Consider the following 18,322-nt stretch of genomic DNA (forward strand, 5'->3'; position numbering starts at 1 on the left):
CAGGAACAGGTTGTGGACAAACTAATAATTAAAAAAAGCCCGCCTTTGGCCGGTGATGTGGTGATCTCTGGAGCTAAGAATGCAGCGCTACCGCTGCTGATGACCAGCTTACTCACGTCTGAGCCTTGTCGTTATACCAATGTACCGGCGCTGCGCGACATCAACACTACCGTTGCGTTGCTAAAAGAGCTGGGAGTGGGAGTAGCGGAAGATGAAAAGAATACTGTTACGTTACACGCCGAAACATTGACAAGCGATACGGCGAGCTACGAACTGGTGCGCACCATGCGCGCATCCATTCTGGTTTTAGGGCCATTACTCGCTCGTTTAGGTACCGCTAATGTATCCTTGCCAGGCGGTTGTGCAATTGGCGCTCGTCCGGTGAACCTGCACCTTGCAGGGCTGGAAAAAATGGGCGCGCACATTAAAGTGGATGAAGGCTACGTAAAAGCCAGTGTAGACGGACGCCTGAAAGGGGCTCGTATCTTCATGGATATCGTAAGTGTGGGTGCCACCGAAAACCTGATGATGGCCGCCGCGCTGGCTGATGGTGAAACCGTTATTGAGAATGCCGCACGTGAGCCCGAAATTGTGGATTTGGCCAACTGCCTCAACAGCATGGGCGCGAATATCACTGGTGCGGGCACCGATAAAATCCGTATTCATGGTGTTGAATCGCTGCACGGCTGCGACTATCGCGTGTTACCGGATCGCATTGAAACGGGTACTTACCTTGTTGCAGCCGCGGTTACTGGTGGTCATGTGCGTTGTCTGAAGGCAGCGCCAGACACATTGGACGCCGTGCTTTCTAAATTGCAACAGGCAGGTGCGGAAATCACCACAGGTGACGATTGGATTGAACTGGACATGCGCGGCAAAACCTTGTCGGCAGTGAAAGTGAAAACAGCCCCCCATCCGGGCTTCCCCACTGATATGCAGGCGCAATTTGTCGCCCTTAATGCGGTTGCAAAGGGCACGGGGGTGATCACCGAAACCATTTTCGAAAACCGGTTTATGCACGTGCCTGAACTTCAGCGCATGGGCGCAGAAATTGAGCTGGAAACCAACAGTGCGGTAAGCAAAGGTGAGTCTAAGTTAAAAGGCGCCCCCGTTATGGCAACAGACTTACGCGCTTCTGCCAGTTTGATCATTGCCGGGCTGGTTGCTGAGGGTGAAACCCACATTAGCCGTATCTATCACCTTGATCGAGGCTACGAAGCTATCGAACAAAAGCTGGGTGGTTTAGGTGCTATTGTTACCCGCGCCAGCGAGTAATTTCGGCCAGGAATCGCAAAGCGATACCCCATCCGTCGTCCCGGAAAGTACGAAGTACTTATCCGGGATCTCATCGCGGGTAATTTGAAATCACAGCCTTTTCACGTAGGTCCCGGCTCGGAGGCCGGAAAGACGGTGCTAAGACGGTGCTACTGCTGGGGAACAATCAGTTCTGCAACGGTAACTTGCATGGTGATGGTACGGGCATTGCGGCTAATTTCCATTTCAAGCACTGTACCGGGCTTTGTTTCTGCAATCATATCCAGTGTTTTTGATGCACTTTCAAGGCGTATTCCATCTATTGCCATAATCACGTCACCGGGCTCTAAACCGGCAATTGAAGCTGGCGAGTTTTGCGCTACTGCTTTCACTTCAATGCCTGGTCGTCCCCGGAGTTCTTCACCTACGAAACCTAACTGGCCGCGGGTCACCTTGCCATTGGTAATAATGTCGTCCATTACGCGCTTCGCCAATTCGTAGGGCACGGCGAAGTTGATACCGTCGACTATGTACGTGCCACGGCGTTCATCACGAACCTGGAAGTTGGCATTGGTAATCCCAACCAAATAGCCATTACTGTCTACCAGAGCGCCGCCTGAGTTACCCTGATTAAGCACTGCATCAGTTTGAATAAAATCCACAAAGTTAGAGAGCCCGGTACGCCCGGCTCGGCTTACAATTCCCTGAGTAATGGTCTGGCCCAGGTTGTAGGGGTTACCTATCGCCATGACTACATCGCCAACGCGTAAATCGGTTTCGTCCATTTGCGGGATCACGTGCAGATTGTCTTCATTTACTTTTAATACCGCGAGGTCGGTGAGCTGGTCGGTACCCACAATTTGCGCTTGCGCAACACGGTTATCCTGCAGCGCCACAAAAATACTATCGGCGTCTTTAATGACGTGATTACAGGTAATGATATAGCCGGATTTAGTCATGATCACGCCGGAGCCCAGGCTGGTGCGTTGGCGGGGTTGATAGTAATTGTTCGGACTATTTTCAATGCTCACACTGTAGATGTTTACCACTGCCGGCGCAGAGCGACTCAGCGCAGAATAATAGGTTTCCCGGCTGGCGGCGGGCGATGTAGAAGAAAACCAGTTTTCACCAAAACCAGCCCCACGGCGTAAATCGGGCACGAGTAAGAGGATAAGCGCGGCTACCACCAGGCCCAGAAATACGGAACGAAATATAAAAACTAAAAACTGCCTGCTCGACACAATCTTTCAAATTCAGGTTGGGGGATATGAATGATATCCAAGGCATTTATAACAATGTGATTAGGATAGCATTTTACGCTTGCTCTGTGCACAAATAAAAAAACGGTGGCTGTTGTTACAGCACACCGTTTGAATTGTCTCTTTTCTGCAAGCCTGGGCTTAGTGCGTGAGACGGCCGCCCGTGACTACCGTTAGGTTAGCGAATCACCAGGTAAAGCGAGGCGTTACCACGACGCACGTTTAAGGCAAATACGCCTTTGGCACCGTCCATTATTTCGCGTAACTCCATCACGTTAGTGATTCGGCGGTTACCAACACTCATGATAACGTCGTCTTTTTGCAGGCCAATGCGGGCTGCAGGGGAATTTTCCTCTACATTACTCACAGCAACTCCAGCGTTGCCGGCTGCATCTTCACCGTTTACCAGCGTTGCACCTTCAAGTGCAGGATGAATTTGCTTCGCAACTACTTCAGTCTTAGCGGCGTCGTCCAGCACAACCTTGCGTTTCAAACGCTCGCCTTTGCGAATTACAGTGAGTTCTACCTCAGCACCCGCACCCATACTGGCAATCTTGGCTCGCAACTCAGCAAAGCTGGTCAGGTCTTTGCCGTTTACGGCAATGATGATATCACCCGCCTGAATACCGCCTTTATCTGCTGCAGAATCCGGCTGAACTTCACTTACAAACGCACCTTTGTTGAACTCGGAGTTCATAGCTTCTGCCAGACCCGCATCTACGTTGCTGCCAATAATACCTAACTGACCACGACGCACTTCGCCAAATTCAACAATTTGATCTACCAGACTCTTCATCATATTCGCTGGTATGGCAAAACCAATACCTACGTTTCCGCCATTCGGCCCGAAAATCGCCGTATTGATACCCACCAGTTCTCCGTGCAGGTTTACCAGTGCGCCACCAGAGTTACCGCGGTTAATGGCTGCGTCGGTTTGAATAAAGTCTTCATAACCGCCAATGTTCAGACCCGACCGTCCGAGCGCACTGACAATGCCTGATGTAACGGTTTGCGATAAACCAAAGGGGTTGCCAATTGCCACTACAAAGTCACCCACACGCACGGCATCGGAATCTGCCAGCGGCAGTGCGGTTAAATTATCGGATTCGATTTGCAGAATAGCGATGTCGCTTTGTTCATCGGCGCCTAATTTTTTGGCGATAAACTCGCGGCCATCAGTAAGCTTAACGGTGATTTCATCAGCATTAGCCACTACGTGCGCATTGGTAACTACGTAGCCCTTCTTGGCGTCAATGATGACACCTGAGCCCAAACCACGGAACGGTCGCTCCTGCACCTGCTCAGAGGGGCCGCCAAAGAAGTAACGGAACATTTCAGGCACCTGCTGTCGTGAGGTTTGGGTACCTTCTACCGCAATACTCACCACAGCCGGCATTGCCTCTTCCAGCATTGGAGCCAGAGTGGGCACTTCTTTTTTACTATCACCAAAGAAAGGAAGAGCAGCTTGCGTTGATACCGACATACCAAGGGTACTTACAACCATACCCGATACCAATACAAGCTTTCGAAAAGACTTATTCATAGACACATAACTCCTAGTCTCATTGCGTTCTTGCAACTACCTACCCAAAGACTATGTGACTGTTGGAAAAGTTCCGTATCTTAGTCTTTGTCTGCGGCAGATGGCGTACTGGCGCCGACAAACAGACCGGAACTTTGACCTGCGAAGTCACGGGGTTGGGTGTCACTGTTCGCAGTTTGTTTAACTCTATCTGAACCTTTTAAGTTGTTGCGTAAATACGCGGTAGTGTGCTCACCATAAAACGGTACCGCCGGTACGGCATCACTGTCGTCAGTTTCCAGCAAGGTCTCGTAATCCGCTACACACTGTTTAAGGTCAGAACACTGTTTTTCAAGTCCTTCAATTGATTGTTTTACCTGAAACAAATGATGCTGTGCCTGTTGAGCCAATAATTCCTTCAGCGCTTTTTCAGCGGCTGCATTCGCTTTTACTGCGCCTTCCTGAGTAAAAATATAACGGGCTACAAAAAATCCGACAATTAAACCAATTACCAGCATTGCTAAGGAAATAACCACTTCCATTTTTTTCTCCAATGTTTCAAAAACCGGAACCTGATTAGACTAGAGGGCTCCGGAAACTGCTAGTGCAACATCTGCCGCTGCTCATGCTGACTATAGCAAGAACTGCGTCATTTTGCTCAGACAGTTTGTGGCAAAATGTATCTTGCGCCCATTATCACGTATGCGCGGTGAGGATGCTACCCATGTTGAACAGACCGCCTAAAATAACGTCGCTGAATTGGTATTCAGCCTGAATTCGGGGCATAATTGCGCTTTTAAAGCGCTAATCTAATTTCGTGGTACTCGGGAGTAAATCAGGCGATGACGCCGTGGGAAAAATACCAACAAGACCTTACACGGGACGATTTTAAGTTCGACCCGGCACAAGAAAATGCAGTACGGGAATTGCAGCGCTTATACGACGACTTAATGTTACAAGGGATGCCCAGGTCGTCCCTGGCTGCAAAAATGAAATCCATATTTGGGGCTAAATCCACCGCGCATTCCAGCATAAAAGGCATCTATTTTTATGGTGGCGTAGGCCGTGGCAAAACATACCTGGTGGATACCTTCTACCACTGTTTGCCGTTTGAAAAGAAAATGCGTGTGCATTTTCACCGCTTTATGCACCGGGTGCACGATGAGCTGAAGCTGCTGGGCGGTAAACAGGATCCCCTGAAAATCGTTGCAAAGAAACTGGCCGACGAAACGCGCATCATATGTTTTGATGAGTTTTTTGTATCGGACATTACCGATGCCATGATATTGGGTACCCTAATGGAAGCCTTGTTTGCGCATGGTATTGTACTGGTTGCTACGTCGAATATCGTGCCCGACGAACTGTACCGCAATGGTTTACAGCGCGCCCGTTTCCTGCCCGCTATTGCATTGATCAACGCCCAGTGCAATGTAGTTAACGTAGACAGCGGTATCGATTATCGTCTGCGTACCCTGGAACAGGCCGAAATATACCATTATCCGCTGGACGAAGAAGCCACGCTGAATTTACATGCTTATTTTGGTCAGTTAGCGCCGGATGAAGGCACAGAGGGCGATAAAATCGAGGTTAATCACCGTATGCTGCAAACCCTGCGCGATGCAGACGGTGTGCTGATGATCGACTTCAAAGAATTATGTGAAGGACCGCGCAGTCAGTCAGACTATATTGAATTGAGTCGTTGCTATCACACGGTATTACTGGCCAATGTAAAACAAATGGGTCAGAACAACGACGATACCGCCAGACGGTTTATTGCCATGGTAGACGAATTCTATGAGCGACACGTTAAACTGATTATGTCTGCTCAGGTGGCATTACCGCAATTGTATACCGAAGGCAGGTTAAGTTTCGAGTTCAAACGTTGTCTGAGTCGCCTGCAAGAAATGCAGTCACACGATTATTTGGCCAAAGAACACTTACCATAATCACTAAAAATCGGTAAACTCGGGCCTTTTACAAAACGCCGACACCAGAAAGTCAGAAAGCAGAGATAGTTAAAATGGGAAGAGCATTTGAAGTAAGAAAGGCGGCCATGGCAAAAACCGCCGGCGCCAAAACCAAGGTGTATTCAAAATACGGTAAAGAAATTTACGTGTGTGCGAAGAACGGCGGTGCCGATCCCGACACCAACCTGTCGTTACGCCGTTTAATGGATAAAGCCAAGAAAGATCAGGTACCTGGTCACGTTATTGAAAAGGCCATCGACAAAGCCGCCGGCGGCGCAGGTGAAGATTTCGTACCAGCCCGTTATGAAGGATTTGGGCCGGGTAACTGTATGGTGATCGTTGATTGTTTAACCGACAACAACAACCGCACCATTACCGACGTGCGTAACTGTTTCACTAAAACCGGTGCTAAAATTGGTGCACCCGGAGCGGTGTCACATATGTTCGACCATCAGGCTATTTTTGTGTTTGATGGTGAAGACGAAGACGCGGTACTTGAAGTATTAATGGAAGCTGACGCTGACGTAACTGAAGTGGAATGCGAAGACGGTAAAATTTCCGTTTACGCACCTAATACCGAGTTTTTCAAAGTAAAAACGGCGTTACTGGAAGCGTACCCTGAACTGAACTTCGAAGTAGAAGAAATCACCTTTGTGCCTCAAACCAATGTGGATATCAGCGCAGACGACATGCCTATGTTCCAGAAATTCATGGACATGCTGAACGACTGCGACGATGTACAGGACGTTTATCACAACGCGATTACGCCAGACGCAGCAGAGTAATAATAACGTCGATATCCCGGGCTTCGAGCCGGTTTAAAAATGACGTATTCCCGGGCTTGACCCGGGACCTACCCCAAAGGCTGTGATATCAAAAAGATCCCGGACAAATGCTGCGCATTTTCCGGGAAGACGGGGCGGGTAGTAATGCGCTCATTATTCACTCCTCTAAGCCGGGTTAAAAATACCACCTTTCCGGTCTCCGAGCCGGGTAAAAATGACGTCTTCCCGGGCTTGACCCGGGACCTACCTCAAAAGGCTGTGATGTCAAAAAGATCCCGGATATCGCTGCGCGATTCCGGGAAGACGGGTAGGATTAGTAATGCCGTCATCCAGTTCCACGACCTGAGTTAAAAACACCGGCTTTCCGGTCTCCGAGCCGGGTTAAAAATGACGTCTTCCCGGGCTTGACCCGGGACCTACCTCAAAAGGCTGTGATGTCAAAAAGATCCCGGATATCGCTGCGCGATTCCGGGAAGACGGGTAGGATTAGTAATGCCGTCATCCAGTTTCACGACCTGGGTTAAAAACACCTGCTTCCCGGCCTCCGAGCCGGGTTAAAAACATCGTCTTCCCGGGCTTGACCCGGGACCTAGCCGAAAAGGCCGCGATTTCAAACAAACCACCATTTCAAAGCGCAGGAATAAAATCATTATCTTCAAACGCATCCTGAATAAATTTCACGAATACACTTAAACGCATTGCCATATGTCGATTGGGTGGATATATCAGTGAGATTAGCAGTTTGTCTGGTTGATAAGCCTCCAATATGGGCACAAGCGTACCATTGGCTATAGCATCCCCCACAATAAAAGTAGGTAGTAGCGCGATGCCTTGCCCCTTCAGGGCAGCGTGCTTGAGTACGTCACCGTTATTCGAGCTTAGTACGCCATTAATTTTTACCCGCATCGGGGTGCGCTGATGCATCAGATCCCAGTAATTCCCATGCAGTAAATTGCCGTATTGCAGGCAAGGTAACTTGGTGAGTTGGGACGGCTCAACAGGTTTACCATAGCGTGTTAAAAAAGCAGGAGAGGCGACCATGCGCCGCGACGTATAGGTAATGTCGTGTTCAATTAAGGCAGGATTGGTCTCTGGCAGTCCAATGCGAAGTGTTACATCAAACTGATTCGATAACGGATCACGCTTTTCATCCGATAGTTCCAATTGAATACGGATATCGGGGTACTGCCGCATAAACGCCAACACCGCAGGCGTAAGGTGTGATAACCCAAACGACATCGGCGCATTAACCTTAATCACTCCACGCAGGCCGGTATTCCCTTGTAACAGTTGCGTTTCGGTATCGTGCAGGTTATCCAGCAGCGGCACTATGTTTTCCAGGTAAGCTAATCCTGTGTGGGTAAGTGATACCCGCCGGGTAGTGCGGTTAAACAGGGTTACCTGTAAATGATCTTCCAGCCATAACACCTGGCGGTTTAACTGAGAGCGCGATAAACCCAGTAGTCTGGCTGCAGCAGCAAAACTACCTTGATCAGCCACCGTTACAAAAGCGCGCATCGCGGTGAGTTTGTCCATCATCTACTCTTATTGTTGTGTAATGTGCAACAGTGTAGCGCTTGGTTGATGTATTGTCTCTTTTTAAGGTGTTGCTAAACTCACGCTATCTGATTTGAGGAGAGTTAATATGAAAATTCGTGACGCGAACGCACGGGGTGATGTAAATATCGGTTGGTTACAATCAAAACACAGCTTCTCATTTGGTCATTATTACGATGCGAATCATATGGGACATGGCCCGTTGCGGGTTATTAATCAGGATACGGTACAGCCCGGTGGTGGCTTTGGTGAGCACGGCCATGCAAATATGGAAATTATTTCCTATGTGTTGAGTGGCGCATTGGCGCACAAAGACAGCGAAGGCAATGAGTCGGTGATCCGTCCTGGTGATGTACAGAAGATGACGGCAGGCACGGGTATTCGTCATAGTGAATTTAATCACAGCCGCAGTGATACCGTTGAGTTTCTGCAAATTTGGGTGGTACCCAATAAGAAAAACGTGGCCCCTGGCTATGTTCAACAAAACATTCCGGCACTGGCTGAACCAGCAAATGAGCTTACTTTAATTTTCAGCGAATCGGGCAAAGGAAATTCCTTACCCTTGTATCAGGATGCTGATATTTTTGCTGGCAGATTAAAAGATAATACGGTATGGGAACACGCGTTACCGACATCACGTATTGGCTGGTTGCAGGTAATTAGCGGCAGCGCCACGGTAAATGGTAGCAACGTTGGCGCAGGTGACGGGGTGGCGTTTAGTGCGGGTGAACGGGTCAAACTGTCTGACACACAAGGGTTTCATGCCTTGTTTTTTGATATGAATAATGGCTGATTAGCTGTGTATGCGAATGAATATTAAAAAAGGTGAGCAAGTGCTCACCTTTTTTATAACGTATGTTTTTAAAGCGATTGAATGATCACGGTGTGAGGTGATGTGTGCTCATACCGCAGTGGAAAATTGTCAGCCAGCGCAGCCAGTAAACCGTCGATATCATTGGCATTAAATAACCCTGCAACCTGAATATTGGCCAGCGAGGCATCTCCTAACTGAATGGACAGGGTGGTGTAACGAGACACTTCACGTACGACATCAGCCAGTGATTCTCCGCGAAAAATAAGTTTGCCGGTTTGCCATGATACGCCGGCGTTGAGCTCTGCTTCGTCCACTCTGCGCACGGTTTTAACAGGTTCAGACAAGGTCGTCCGATGTCCTTGCGAAACCGACAGCGAGTTACCAGGCAGACGCACATCAACCGACTCTCTTAGTGACGTTATCGGTGCAGATTGTTGAGCTACCCGCACACGTCCTTCTGTCACCAGCAAGTCCAGCGTGTTATTCACCCATTCTACATTGAACGCGGTGCCTACGGCCTGAATGATTTGACCATCCGCAATCACACTCAATGGGCGACGATTATCTTTGGCAACCTCGATATGCAGTTCACCCTGCTTTAATTCAATGAGTCGTTGATGATCCGTGTAGGTAACAGCCACCTGAGTATTGGTATTTAAGGTTAATTTACTGCCATCGCTTAATATTAATTCGCGCATTTCGCCCACCTTGGTACTTAATGCATTTTCAAATTGAACGGTAGCAATAGATTGCGATGGCGGTTGCCAGGCACTTAGTCCCAACCAACCCAGCAACGCCACGCAAAGAAACGATGCAGCAATAGCCACTGGGCGCATTACACTGCGCTGTGAGCGCGGCGCCGGGACTATTTCTGCTAATTTACTCAGTACTTCCATTTTGTCCCACAAGGCGGCAACTTCAAGAAACGTATCCTGGTGCACCGGGGTTCTCAGCCAGAGTTTAAGTGCGGTTACGTCCTGTTGAGACAAGCCGTTATCCAGTTTCACCAGCCAACGGCTGGCCTCATCCAGAATGCGGTCATCGCCGTGTAACGGCACAACATTGTTGCTGCTGTGTTCAGCCATGATTATTACTCCGCACACTGGCAGCCATATCTTCGCTCTGTTGTACTTTGCGCATATGCACGGTACAACGTTTAATGCCTTCAGCTATATGCTTTTCCACTGTTTTTTCACTTATACCTAATTCTGATGCAATGTCTTTTTGTGTGTGCCCGTATACTTTCTTTAGCACAAATGCCCTGCGGCACTGTGGTGGAAGCAGCCGAACGGCATCGCAAAAATGCGCAAATTCCTGTTGGCTGGCCATTTGCCTTGTTGTTTCATCCTCAAGGTCATTTTGCTGGCTGTCCAGTTCATCGATTGCTTCAATCGCATCATCAATTAATCTTATATCAGCGCGTTTAAGGTGGTCATAAGCAAGATTACGCGCCGTTTTATATAAAAATGAACGGGGTTCCCGTATGTGACTGGTATCCTTTACCTGGCACAGTCTTACGTAGGTGTCCTGTAAAATGTCATCCACTTCTTTTGGCGGCACTATACGCGACAGCATTTTGGCAATGCCGTTGCGGGCCGTCATGTAGGCGTTGTGAATAGTACTATCAACAGACATTTTCATTATTATTATGTGGCTTTTACTCTATAGACGAACACGGATTGTATTTCCCCCACTGCATTATAGATAAAATTGCAGGAAGTCGTGAAATATCCATATTGTTAATAATTTGTGATTCGTTCTTTACAGTTACCCCACACCTAATATAGGGTTGTGTCCGAAAATTGACACCCGCCAGCACGACATGGCAGGGAAATAGAAAGTTGGGTAAGATTGGTAATTTTGTGGCGAACATGAGCCTAATTGCAGTAAACGGATGGTAAAATTGAAACGTGTTGATGGCTTTATTCTGGCGCCCGTTGCAATGGCAGTTTGTCTGGTTTTACCTTCATCCTTGCAAGCTGAGGGTTTACCGGCCAATGATCAACAATCGCACACTATTGCTTTTAAAATTTCACATCAGTTTGCTGATGAAGCACTGATAGCGTTTGCCAACCAGGCCGGGCTCACTATTGTATTCCCTTACAATAAGGTTCGCCATGCCCGGGCTAATGCCATTGAGGGCAATTATACGGTTGAGCAGGCAATTACACTGCTATTGGACGGCACAGATTTAATTGCTGAAGTCAGTGAGTCCGGACGAATCAAAGTGTCACTCAAACAGGAGAGTCATAACACTTCTGGTATTTTCAATTGGATCTCCACATTTTTCGCCAGACAAAATGATTTACTTAGTGTGCCGGTAAATGATGAACAGCAACTGGTTGAATACATTGAAGTTCGTGGTTTGCGGGCAAGAACGGCACAGTCTCTGGCAATTAAACGCGACTCCGATTATTTATTGGAAACCATACAATCTGTAGAAATGGGTAAATTCCCTGATCAAAACCTGGCAGAAGCATTGCAACGCGTATCGGGCGTTGCCATTGATCGCGCCGAAGGTGAAGGACGTTATGTTACCGTGCGTGGCTTTGGCCCTGAATTCAACCGGGTTATGATCAACGGCCGGCAACTGGCAACCGATAGTCTTGGACGAGAGTTCAGCTTCGATACGCTGGCATCAGAGTTGGTGAGCAATGTTACCGTATACAAACAAAACCAAGCATCTCAACAGTCAGGTGGTATTGGTGCCACCATTGATATTATCACCGATAAACCGTTGTCGTATCGTGGAATGCGTGCCGCAGGCAGCGTAGAAATGCAATACGACGACAATGCCGACCAATGGACGCCCCAGGGCTCAGTATTGTTGCGCAATACGTTTATGGATCACAAACTCGGGGTGTTGTTGTCGCTTACCCAATACCAGCGCGATGCCCGTATCGACGAAGCCCAAATCGATGGCTGGCTGGTGAATACCAATGTACCTGCCTCTTCGCTTAGCCGCGAAACTGACACCCTCTATGTGCCCCGGAACTACGATCAGCGGGTACGTTTTGACGATCGTTCCCGCACTGGCGGCACGCTGGTATTGCAATATCGCCCCAATGCAGATTTAGACATTACTGCAGACTACCTGGGCTCGCGTTTTAACGTTAATACCTCCGCCACTTCCATGGGCCATTGGTTTACGTCCAGTAATTTGGAAGCCGTTGAGCTTGATGGCAATGGTACCGCTGTAAAATTTTCACAACAGGAAGGTCATGCCACTGATTTTCACGCTCGTACCTTTAACCGTGATAGTTCGCTGCACGCAGGTGGTGTAAATATTGACTGGCAGGTAAATGACTATTTCTCGCTTAACAGTGATATATCTGTGTCGCGTGCTACGTCTCAGGATAAACGCGGCGACGGTAATGCATTGTCACTGATTGGCTATTTAAACCGCTCTACCTTTGATCACACTCAAGGACTGGTGTTGCCCTCGATCTACGGCTTTCAAACGGCTAATCCATCACAGGTTAATGCTGATGGAGATGTATTGGGGGTTGGTGATTACCTTGATCCTGCAAATGGCCGCTCACATGTAATGCTTAAGCGAGGGTGGGATGTCAGTGACACCGTGCGGCAATGGAAAGTGGATGGCCGATACTTGTTAAACAATCATGGCTTAACACAACTGGATTTTGGCTGGCGTATGGCCGATCAGGAGAAGCAAAATATCCGATATGATAATGAGTTAAATGCCCGGCATTGTGCATTCTGCGGTTATTTTGATACGCCTGATATTCCCGACAGCTTTCAAAGTATGTTTAATGCGGGTGATCATTTTCTGGACCAGGTAAGTGGTCACGACGGCATCCCCCATCAATGGCTTCGCCACGATGGCCCACAGTTATTTGCCTTTCTTGAAGACGCTGGAGGTGTTGATTTAAGTGCAGTTAAGCGCAATAACTCTTTTGTAATCAATGAAAAAACATATGCACTTTACGCCGACCTAACCTATGAATGGGATTTTTCCTCTCTCTATGTGGTGGCGCACACGGGTTTGCGGCTTGCCCACACCGACGTGGCTGTATCCGGGGTAAATGAGCAACTGGATTCACTGGTGATCCTGGACAAAACCGAGCTTGCCCCTATCACAGGAGCTGCATCCCCGGTAGATTATGCTCAGTCGTATACAAACTGGCTACCCAGTATTCAGGTGAAGGCAACTTATCGTGATAAATGGGTAATGCGGGGGGCTTATTCTCACAGTATTACACGGCCTACGTTGTCTCAGATGACACCCGGTATAACCTTTACCACCACCCGGCAAGGCGGAGATTTACGGGCCTCGGTAGGTAACCCGCTATTGCAACCGTTCGAATCGCGCAATCTGGATGTGGCGTTGGAATTTTACTATCAGAAAGACAGCTATCTGGCCGCTGCCGCTTACCGCAAGTACGTGGATAACTTTATTTTAAGCGCTAATCAGGATGTGCCATTCCCAGGCGTTACCGACCCGAGTACCGGCGACGATCCCAATGCGCCGGACAGTGCAGACAGCACCGCCGTGTTTGACATTGTGAGTCCGATAAACGGGCAAACCGCCATGGTCGACGGTGTTGAACTGAGCTGGCAGCATGCCTTTGGCGATACGGGGTTTGGTGTTCAGGCCAATGTAAGTGCGGTAAGTAGTAACGCCGAACTCGACAAGGACGATGTTAAAACCAAGTTTGCCCTCACTGGTTTGTCGGGGGCGGGTAATCTGGTGCTGTTTTACGAGAAAGGGCCACTGCAATGGCGAGTGGCCTATAACCGACGCGGTGGCTTTTTACAGTCTCTGGTGCAGCCGCAAAGTAACGAACCTACGTTTGTAAACCCCTATCAACAGTGGGATGTAAGTGCATCCTATCAACTCAGCGGCCGCGTTTCTGTTTACGCGGAAGGAATTAACCTCACTAACGAAACCGTGCATAAACACGGGCGCTTTAATAATCAGTTATTACTGGTTCAGGATTCTGGAACACGTTATGTTATCGGTGTTCGTGCTACCTATTGAGCCTGTGATTTACCAATCGTAATACAACAATTCGCCGTTAACCGCCCTCTGGAGGGAACGTTACTCAAGCCACTTCCCACCTGAATGCACCCCGAATGAAATACGTTGGCCGGGTAGAATATAGCCCGGTTATAGATCGCATCCACTTTATCCGTTTGGTCAAACAGTGCTGTTGATCCTTGAATGTACTCGGCAGGTGGCAGCCCAACTGTGGTGGCCTGGGTTTTAAGGCATTGTATATAACGGCTGTGTTCTGATGTATTCACACGCTCCAGTGCGGTTTCTTTATGGCGGTAAAAGGCGGTCCCGTCTTTGGGGTTATCAAACAGGTAATGCACCATCGCCCATTCGTTATTTATCGTCGTGTCGACATGCGGAATACGCTGAATGGGCAACAAGGCATCCGGTGAGGCGGTTGCCATAGAAAACTGTGCAAACGATACAGAAAACGCATTGTCGTTTTCTACAGCAAGCCAGAGCACCGCCGGCAGGGCACTACGTAGAAAGGCTATGTAGTGCCCGGGCAGCGGTTTTCTAACACCAGGGTAGAAATCGTCTAATTTGCCAAACGGCTGGCCTTCCCCTGCCGCCTCCACTAAGGCGTCGGGCTCGGGATAAAAGTCGTCCACTACTAACAGTGGCGTACGGCTGTTACCTACGTAATGCAATCTTATGGCACCTACCGGTGCGCTCGTTTCAGCTAAACCAGGCATTACCATTCTCGATACGATGATTTTTACGGTTAATCAGTGCATAAATTTGCGCCGTTGATGCTATCAGGGTGTAAATTGGCCCCAACCACTGTTGAGCATGCAAGCTGGCAATGGCTTCGGCACTTAACTGCGACAATTTGTCTTCGTCTATAGTAAAAATGCCTTGCACCATATGCTCGCTACCATCAGCAAAGGTCACCGCCAGTTTCACCGGGGTAACAAGCGAATGAGCCAACAAGGCTTCTATAAACCGCTGGGTCTGCTGTTCACCGTCGAGTAATTGCGCCAGCAATTGCTGCTTTTCATTTAACAAAGGTGTAGGGGTGCCGTCGTCATTAAACAGTGCAGCGCCATCAGTTTCTGCAATAGCCGGGCTGGTAGAGTCAAAGCACACTATAGGCTTGGCTGTACCCGATGTATCGGTATCCTGCCCGACAAAAAACGGATGGCGTTCAATTTGTGCCGGAATATACAACGCCTGCCAGCTACCTTCCTGCCAGAACAGGTTTTCACCTTCGTTAAAGCCTGTCAGAGCCGAGCACACAAACTGGCCAGTATCTGCATGTTTAGTAAATACGATGGGGTAGTTTACTACCAGTTTTTGAAACTCAGACACCACCACCGGGATAAGATGCGTGTTGGCGCCAATTTGTGGCACTAGTTGCGCGTTGATTTTCAGTGCTTTATGGGCTGACGGGTTGAGAGCAACTAAAGACATAAACAGGGCTCGCTTATTGTTATACCGGCTGTAAGCCGTACTGGTTAATTTTATTCAGTAATTCACGGTGGGTAGGTAGTGCGCTGAGCACTTTTTGCTTAGCCTGCTGATTCAAATGCAGTTGTTGCTGAGCAAAAGTTTGCGCAACCTGTTGCTGACCAAAACTCAGGTCAGACTCAAAGCCCATGCCGTACATTACATACTGATAGCTGGCCGCCGGGAACACTTCATTGTTGCTGGTGAAGTCGTGATCATAAGGCGGGTGGTAGCGCCACAGATCTAGCAACTCTTGCAGGCTCTCCGGGATCGTGGTTGGATCGCAGTTGTCGCGCCAAAACGCGGTGTCAGTGCGCTTGGTAAGCATGTAATGCAGTTTCAGAAAATCAATGATACGCTGCCAACGGTAGTGGAAAGTATGATTAAACCGCTTGGCAATAATCGGCATTGTAGCGCGATTAACCGGTAATTGTTCTGCCAGCATAGTTGCAGATAGCTCTACCAACACCAGCGCCGACGCTTCCAGAGGCTCTAAAAAGCCTGCCGACAACCCTACTGCCACACAGTTGTTATGCCAGAAGTGCTTGCGGTGACCGCTTTGTATCTGGATTTGTTTTACCGAAAGGTCGTTAAACTTCGGCCCCACATACCGGGCTAACTGATCAAGGGCTTGTTGTTCACTTTGGTAGCGAGAAGCATAAACATGTCCCACACCCCGACGGCTCTGCAGGCCGATGTCCCAGATCCAGCCTGCTTGCTGAGCTGTAGATATGGTATGGGTTGCCACTGGCGAATCCGGGGTGTCGTAGGGCACATGTACGGCTAGCGCCCGGTCAATAAACAACACGTCGTCGCAAGGCACAAAAGGTATTTTGTAGTGTTTGCCCAGCAGCAATGACTGAAAGCCGGTGCAGTCTACAAATAAATCACCTTCAATCTCGCCAGCCTGTTGAGTTTGGATCGCACGGATATCGCCATTGTCGTGGGATATCACGCCAGTTACATCCGCAAGTACGTGCTGTACGTTAAGTTTTGCAGTGCAGTGGCGGGTTAAAAATGTGGTAAATTTGCCAGCGTCCAGGTGATACGCATAGTTAGCAACTGCGCCAAATTCGGCATGACGAATCGATTTTGGGGCGCGGTTGTGTTCACAAAGGGCTTCCTGAAAGCACACCGCATTCGAGAACGATTGCTCGATGGTGTGCCTATGTTGTTGCCAGTAAGGTCCCAGATTACCCTGACTGAATCCTTGGGGCAGCATGAGCGGATGATAATAAAAATCGTCTGCTTCGCCGGTTACCCAACCTGAGAATTTAGCGCCTTGCTTAAAGCTGGCGTCGCACTCGCGAATAAAATCGGTTTCGCGGATACCCAGTTTGATCAGAGTATTGCGCATGGTGGGCCAGGTGCCTTCACCCACGCCAATAGTTGGAATATCCGGGGATTCAACCAGCACCACCTTAACCGGGTATTGGGCTTTAGTGGCGTGTTCAGCCGCAATGCGGCCCGCAGTTAGCCAGCCGGCTGCACCGCCGCCGACGATGACCACATTGCGAACAGGTTGTGATGCATTTATCACCGTAGTTACCTCAGTTATTGTTATGTAAAGGCACAGCGCACTGTGCCTTTACATAATAATAGCCAGCGTGCGCGAAAGGGAAACACGCACGCCGGCCGGGGCAATCGTTAGAATGAACCTCTTACACCAAACGCCCAGCGACGACCGCTGTCTTCAACCAACAGCAAGTGGTTGCTGAAGCGTCCGCGCTTGTGCACGTATTCTTCGGTCAGGTTAATACCTTCAAAGAAGATCCCCAGTGAATCAGACAGCTCGTAGCTGGCACTCAGATCCAATTGGTGGTAATCCTCTACAATAGTAGGCCCATCTCCCTGAGACTGGGTTAATGACTGCACAAATTCACCGCGCCAGTTGTAGGCAAGGCGGATCATGAAGTCATCGTTCTCGTAGAAGCCCACCAGGTTGTAGGAATCACTCAAACCTGTCAGCGCAAACACCTGATTGATGTTATAAGGATCAAGCTCTGCATCGCTTTCTACCAGAGTGGCATTAGCCAGTACCCCAAATCCAGAATCAAAGGTGTGCTGTAATGCCAGTTCGAAGCCATCAACAATGGCGTTTTCGCCGTTATTGGGCAGCGTATTGGTGAACACGGCAACACTATCTGCGCTGTCAGGACCACTGGTATTGTTGCCGGTAGACGGGTCTGTCAGCAGGCTGCCATCGCTGAGTGTAAAGGTTTTGTCTTCCTGGCTGTTTACAATAAAGTTCGATACATGCTTGCGGAAGTAACCAATCGACGCGTAGCTGGCGATGTCGTAGTACCATTCCAAAGACAAGTCGAAGTTGTCAGATTCAAATGGCTCCAGGCCCGGGTTACCACTGGTTGACGTTAAATCACCCCCCTGACGGGTGGTGGTGATTACCGTTACAGGTGACATGCTTTCCAAGGTTGGACGCGTGATAGTGGTAGACACCGCGGCGCGGGCGATCAGATCGTCGGAAATTTCCAGCTTCATACTAAAGTTAGGCAGGATCACATCATAATCAGCGCTTACGTCGATAGGTTGCGCGCCACCGTATTGCGCCAGCATTTCCGTTTGGTCCAGTACGGTTAACTGAATGATTGGCGCTTCAGTACCGGTTACTGATACATCGGTCGACTCGTAACGGAAACCCGCCGTACCCGACAGCAACATGTCGCTTACTTCTCCT

General features: G+C 49.0%; 15 protein-coding genes. 5 read left to right on the plus strand and 10 right to left on the minus strand.

Annotated features, from left to right (window positions below; translation table 11 throughout):
- The first annotated feature begins 12 nt into the window (after nt 1–12).
- Complete coding sequence (gene murA, locus ACLR2L_RS02690; protein WP_140958409.1) at nt 13–1,275, plus strand: UDP-N-acetylglucosamine 1-carboxyvinyltransferase; 1,263 nt, start codon at nt 13–15, stop codon at nt 1,273–1,275.
- A 149-nt stretch (nt 1,276–1,424) separates the two neighbouring features.
- On the opposite strand, the gene ACLR2L_RS02695 is transcribed toward murA, so the two are convergent.
- The 3 genes from ACLR2L_RS02695 to ACLR2L_RS02705 form a co-directional block, all read right to left on the minus strand.
- Nucleotides 1,425–2,495, minus strand: coding sequence for a trypsin-like peptidase domain-containing protein (locus ACLR2L_RS02695; RefSeq protein WP_413365467.1), 1,071 nt, complete (start codon nt 2,493–2,495; stop codon nt 1,425–1,427).
- 196 nt (nt 2,496–2,691) lie between these two features.
- Nucleotides 2,692–4,056, minus strand: a complete 1,365-nt coding sequence (locus tag ACLR2L_RS02700; RefSeq protein ID WP_413365469.1) for a DegQ family serine endoprotease — start codon at nt 4,054–4,056, stop codon at nt 2,692–2,694.
- Between the two features lie 80 nt (nt 4,057–4,136).
- Entirely contained in the window at nt 4,137–4,577 is a 441-nt protein-coding gene (locus ACLR2L_RS02705; protein ID WP_140958406.1) for a ZapG family protein, read from the minus strand.
- Nucleotides 4,578–4,877: 300 nt separating this feature from the next.
- Between ACLR2L_RS02705 and zapE the strand changes: the two genes are divergently transcribed.
- Nucleotides 4,878–5,981 carry a cell division protein ZapE gene (gene zapE, locus ACLR2L_RS02710; protein WP_413365472.1) on the plus strand — a complete coding sequence of 368 codons (1,104 nt, stop codon included), beginning with the start codon at nt 4,878–4,880 and terminating at the stop codon, nt 5,979–5,981.
- A 74-nt stretch (nt 5,982–6,055) separates the two neighbouring features.
- Complete coding sequence (locus ACLR2L_RS02715) at nt 6,056–6,787, plus strand: YebC/PmpR family DNA-binding transcriptional regulator (protein WP_140958404.1); 732 nt, start codon at nt 6,056–6,058, stop codon at nt 6,785–6,787.
- A 627-nt stretch (nt 6,788–7,414) separates the two neighbouring features.
- Here ACLR2L_RS02715 and ACLR2L_RS02720 read toward each other — a convergent pair.
- Nucleotides 7,415–8,326: a LysR family transcriptional regulator gene (locus ACLR2L_RS02720; protein WP_140958403.1), complete on the minus strand. Its 912-nt coding sequence runs from the start codon at nt 8,324–8,326 to the stop codon at nt 7,415–7,417.
- Nucleotides 8,327–8,432: 106 nt separating this feature from the next.
- Between ACLR2L_RS02720 and ACLR2L_RS02725 the strand changes: the two genes are divergently transcribed.
- Nucleotides 8,433–9,137 (plus strand): pirin family protein, encoded by a 705-nt coding sequence (locus ACLR2L_RS02725; protein WP_413365475.1) that lies wholly within the window; start codon nt 8,433–8,435, stop codon nt 9,135–9,137.
- 68 nt (nt 9,138–9,205) lie between these two features.
- On the opposite strand, the gene ACLR2L_RS02730 is transcribed toward ACLR2L_RS02725, so the two are convergent.
- Complete coding sequence (locus ACLR2L_RS02730; protein ID WP_413365477.1) at nt 9,206–10,243, minus strand: FecR family protein; 1,038 nt, start codon at nt 10,241–10,243, stop codon at nt 9,206–9,208.
- Nucleotides 10,236–10,793: an RNA polymerase sigma factor gene (locus tag ACLR2L_RS02735; protein ID WP_413365479.1), complete on the minus strand. Its 558-nt coding sequence runs from the start codon at nt 10,791–10,793 to the stop codon at nt 10,236–10,238. Before ACLR2L_RS02735 ends, ACLR2L_RS02730 begins: the two co-directional genes overlap by 8 nt.
- A gap of 259 nt (nt 10,794–11,052) precedes the next feature.
- Between ACLR2L_RS02735 and ACLR2L_RS02740 the strand changes: the two genes are divergently transcribed.
- Complete coding sequence (locus ACLR2L_RS02740) at nt 11,053–14,160, plus strand: TonB-dependent receptor (protein WP_413365481.1); 3,108 nt, start codon at nt 11,053–11,055, stop codon at nt 14,158–14,160.
- Here ACLR2L_RS02740 and ACLR2L_RS02745 read toward each other — a convergent pair.
- From ACLR2L_RS02745 to ACLR2L_RS02760, 4 genes are all read right to left on the minus strand, one after another.
- Nucleotides 14,154–14,873, minus strand: a complete 720-nt coding sequence (locus ACLR2L_RS02745; protein ID WP_413365483.1) for a DUF6445 family protein — start codon at nt 14,871–14,873, stop codon at nt 14,154–14,156. The genes ACLR2L_RS02740 and ACLR2L_RS02745 overlap by 7 nt on opposite strands.
- Nucleotides 14,857–15,591 (minus strand): SapC family protein, encoded by a 735-nt coding sequence (locus tag ACLR2L_RS02750; RefSeq protein ID WP_413365485.1) that lies wholly within the window; start codon nt 15,589–15,591, stop codon nt 14,857–14,859. The genes ACLR2L_RS02745 and ACLR2L_RS02750 overlap by 17 nt, the downstream gene beginning before the upstream one ends.
- Before the next feature lie 19 nt (nt 15,592–15,610).
- Complete coding sequence (locus ACLR2L_RS02755; protein WP_413365487.1) at nt 15,611–17,167, minus strand: tryptophan halogenase family protein; 1,557 nt, start codon at nt 17,165–17,167, stop codon at nt 15,611–15,613.
- Nucleotides 17,168–17,274: 107 nt separating this feature from the next.
- Nucleotides 17,275–18,322, minus strand: a 1,048-nt coding sequence (locus tag ACLR2L_RS02760) for a TonB-dependent receptor domain-containing protein (RefSeq protein WP_413365489.1), incomplete at its 5' end; no start/stop codon positions are given.

The sequence above is a fragment of the Alteromonas sp. AMM-1 genome, assembly GCF_047290655.1.
Lineage (GTDB): Bacteria > Pseudomonadota > Gammaproteobacteria > Enterobacterales > Alteromonadaceae > Alteromonas > Alteromonas mangrovi.

Excerpts from the sequence above, each read along its gene's own strand:
- ACLR2L_RS02745 (WP_413365483.1), bottom strand. The coding sequence starts at position 14,873 with ATGCCTGGTTTAGCTGAAACGAGCGCACCGGTAGGTGCCATAAGATTG.
- ACLR2L_RS02750 (WP_413365485.1), bottom strand. The coding sequence starts at position 15,591 with ATGTCTTTAGTTGCTCTCAACCCGTCAGCCCATAAAGCACTGAAAATC.
- ACLR2L_RS02735 (WP_413365479.1), bottom strand. The coding sequence starts at position 10,793 with ATGTCTGTTGATAGTACTATTCACAACGCCTACATGACGGCCCGCAAC.
- ACLR2L_RS02715 (WP_140958404.1), top strand. The coding sequence starts at position 6,056 with ATGGGAAGAGCATTTGAAGTAAGAAAGGCGGCCATGGCAAAAACCGCC.
- ACLR2L_RS02740 (WP_413365481.1), top strand. The coding sequence starts at position 11,053 with ATGGTAAAATTGAAACGTGTTGATGGCTTTATTCTGGCGCCCGTTGCA.
- ACLR2L_RS02730 (WP_413365477.1), bottom strand. The coding sequence starts at position 10,243 with ATGGCTGAACACAGCAGCAACAATGTTGTGCCGTTACACGGCGATGAC.
- ACLR2L_RS02705 (WP_140958406.1), bottom strand. The coding sequence starts at position 4,577 with ATGGAAGTGGTTATTTCCTTAGCAATGCTGGTAATTGGTTTAATTGTC.
- ACLR2L_RS02725 (WP_413365475.1), top strand. The coding sequence starts at position 8,433 with ATGAAAATTCGTGACGCGAACGCACGGGGTGATGTAAATATCGGTTGG.
- ACLR2L_RS02700 (WP_413365469.1), bottom strand. The coding sequence starts at position 4,056 with ATGAATAAGTCTTTTCGAAAGCTTGTATTGGTATCGGGTATGGTTGTA.
- zapE (WP_413365472.1), top strand. The coding sequence starts at position 4,878 with ATGACGCCGTGGGAAAAATACCAACAAGACCTTACACGGGACGATTTT.
- ACLR2L_RS02720 (WP_140958403.1), bottom strand. The coding sequence starts at position 8,326 with ATGATGGACAAACTCACCGCGATGCGCGCTTTTGTAACGGTGGCTGAT.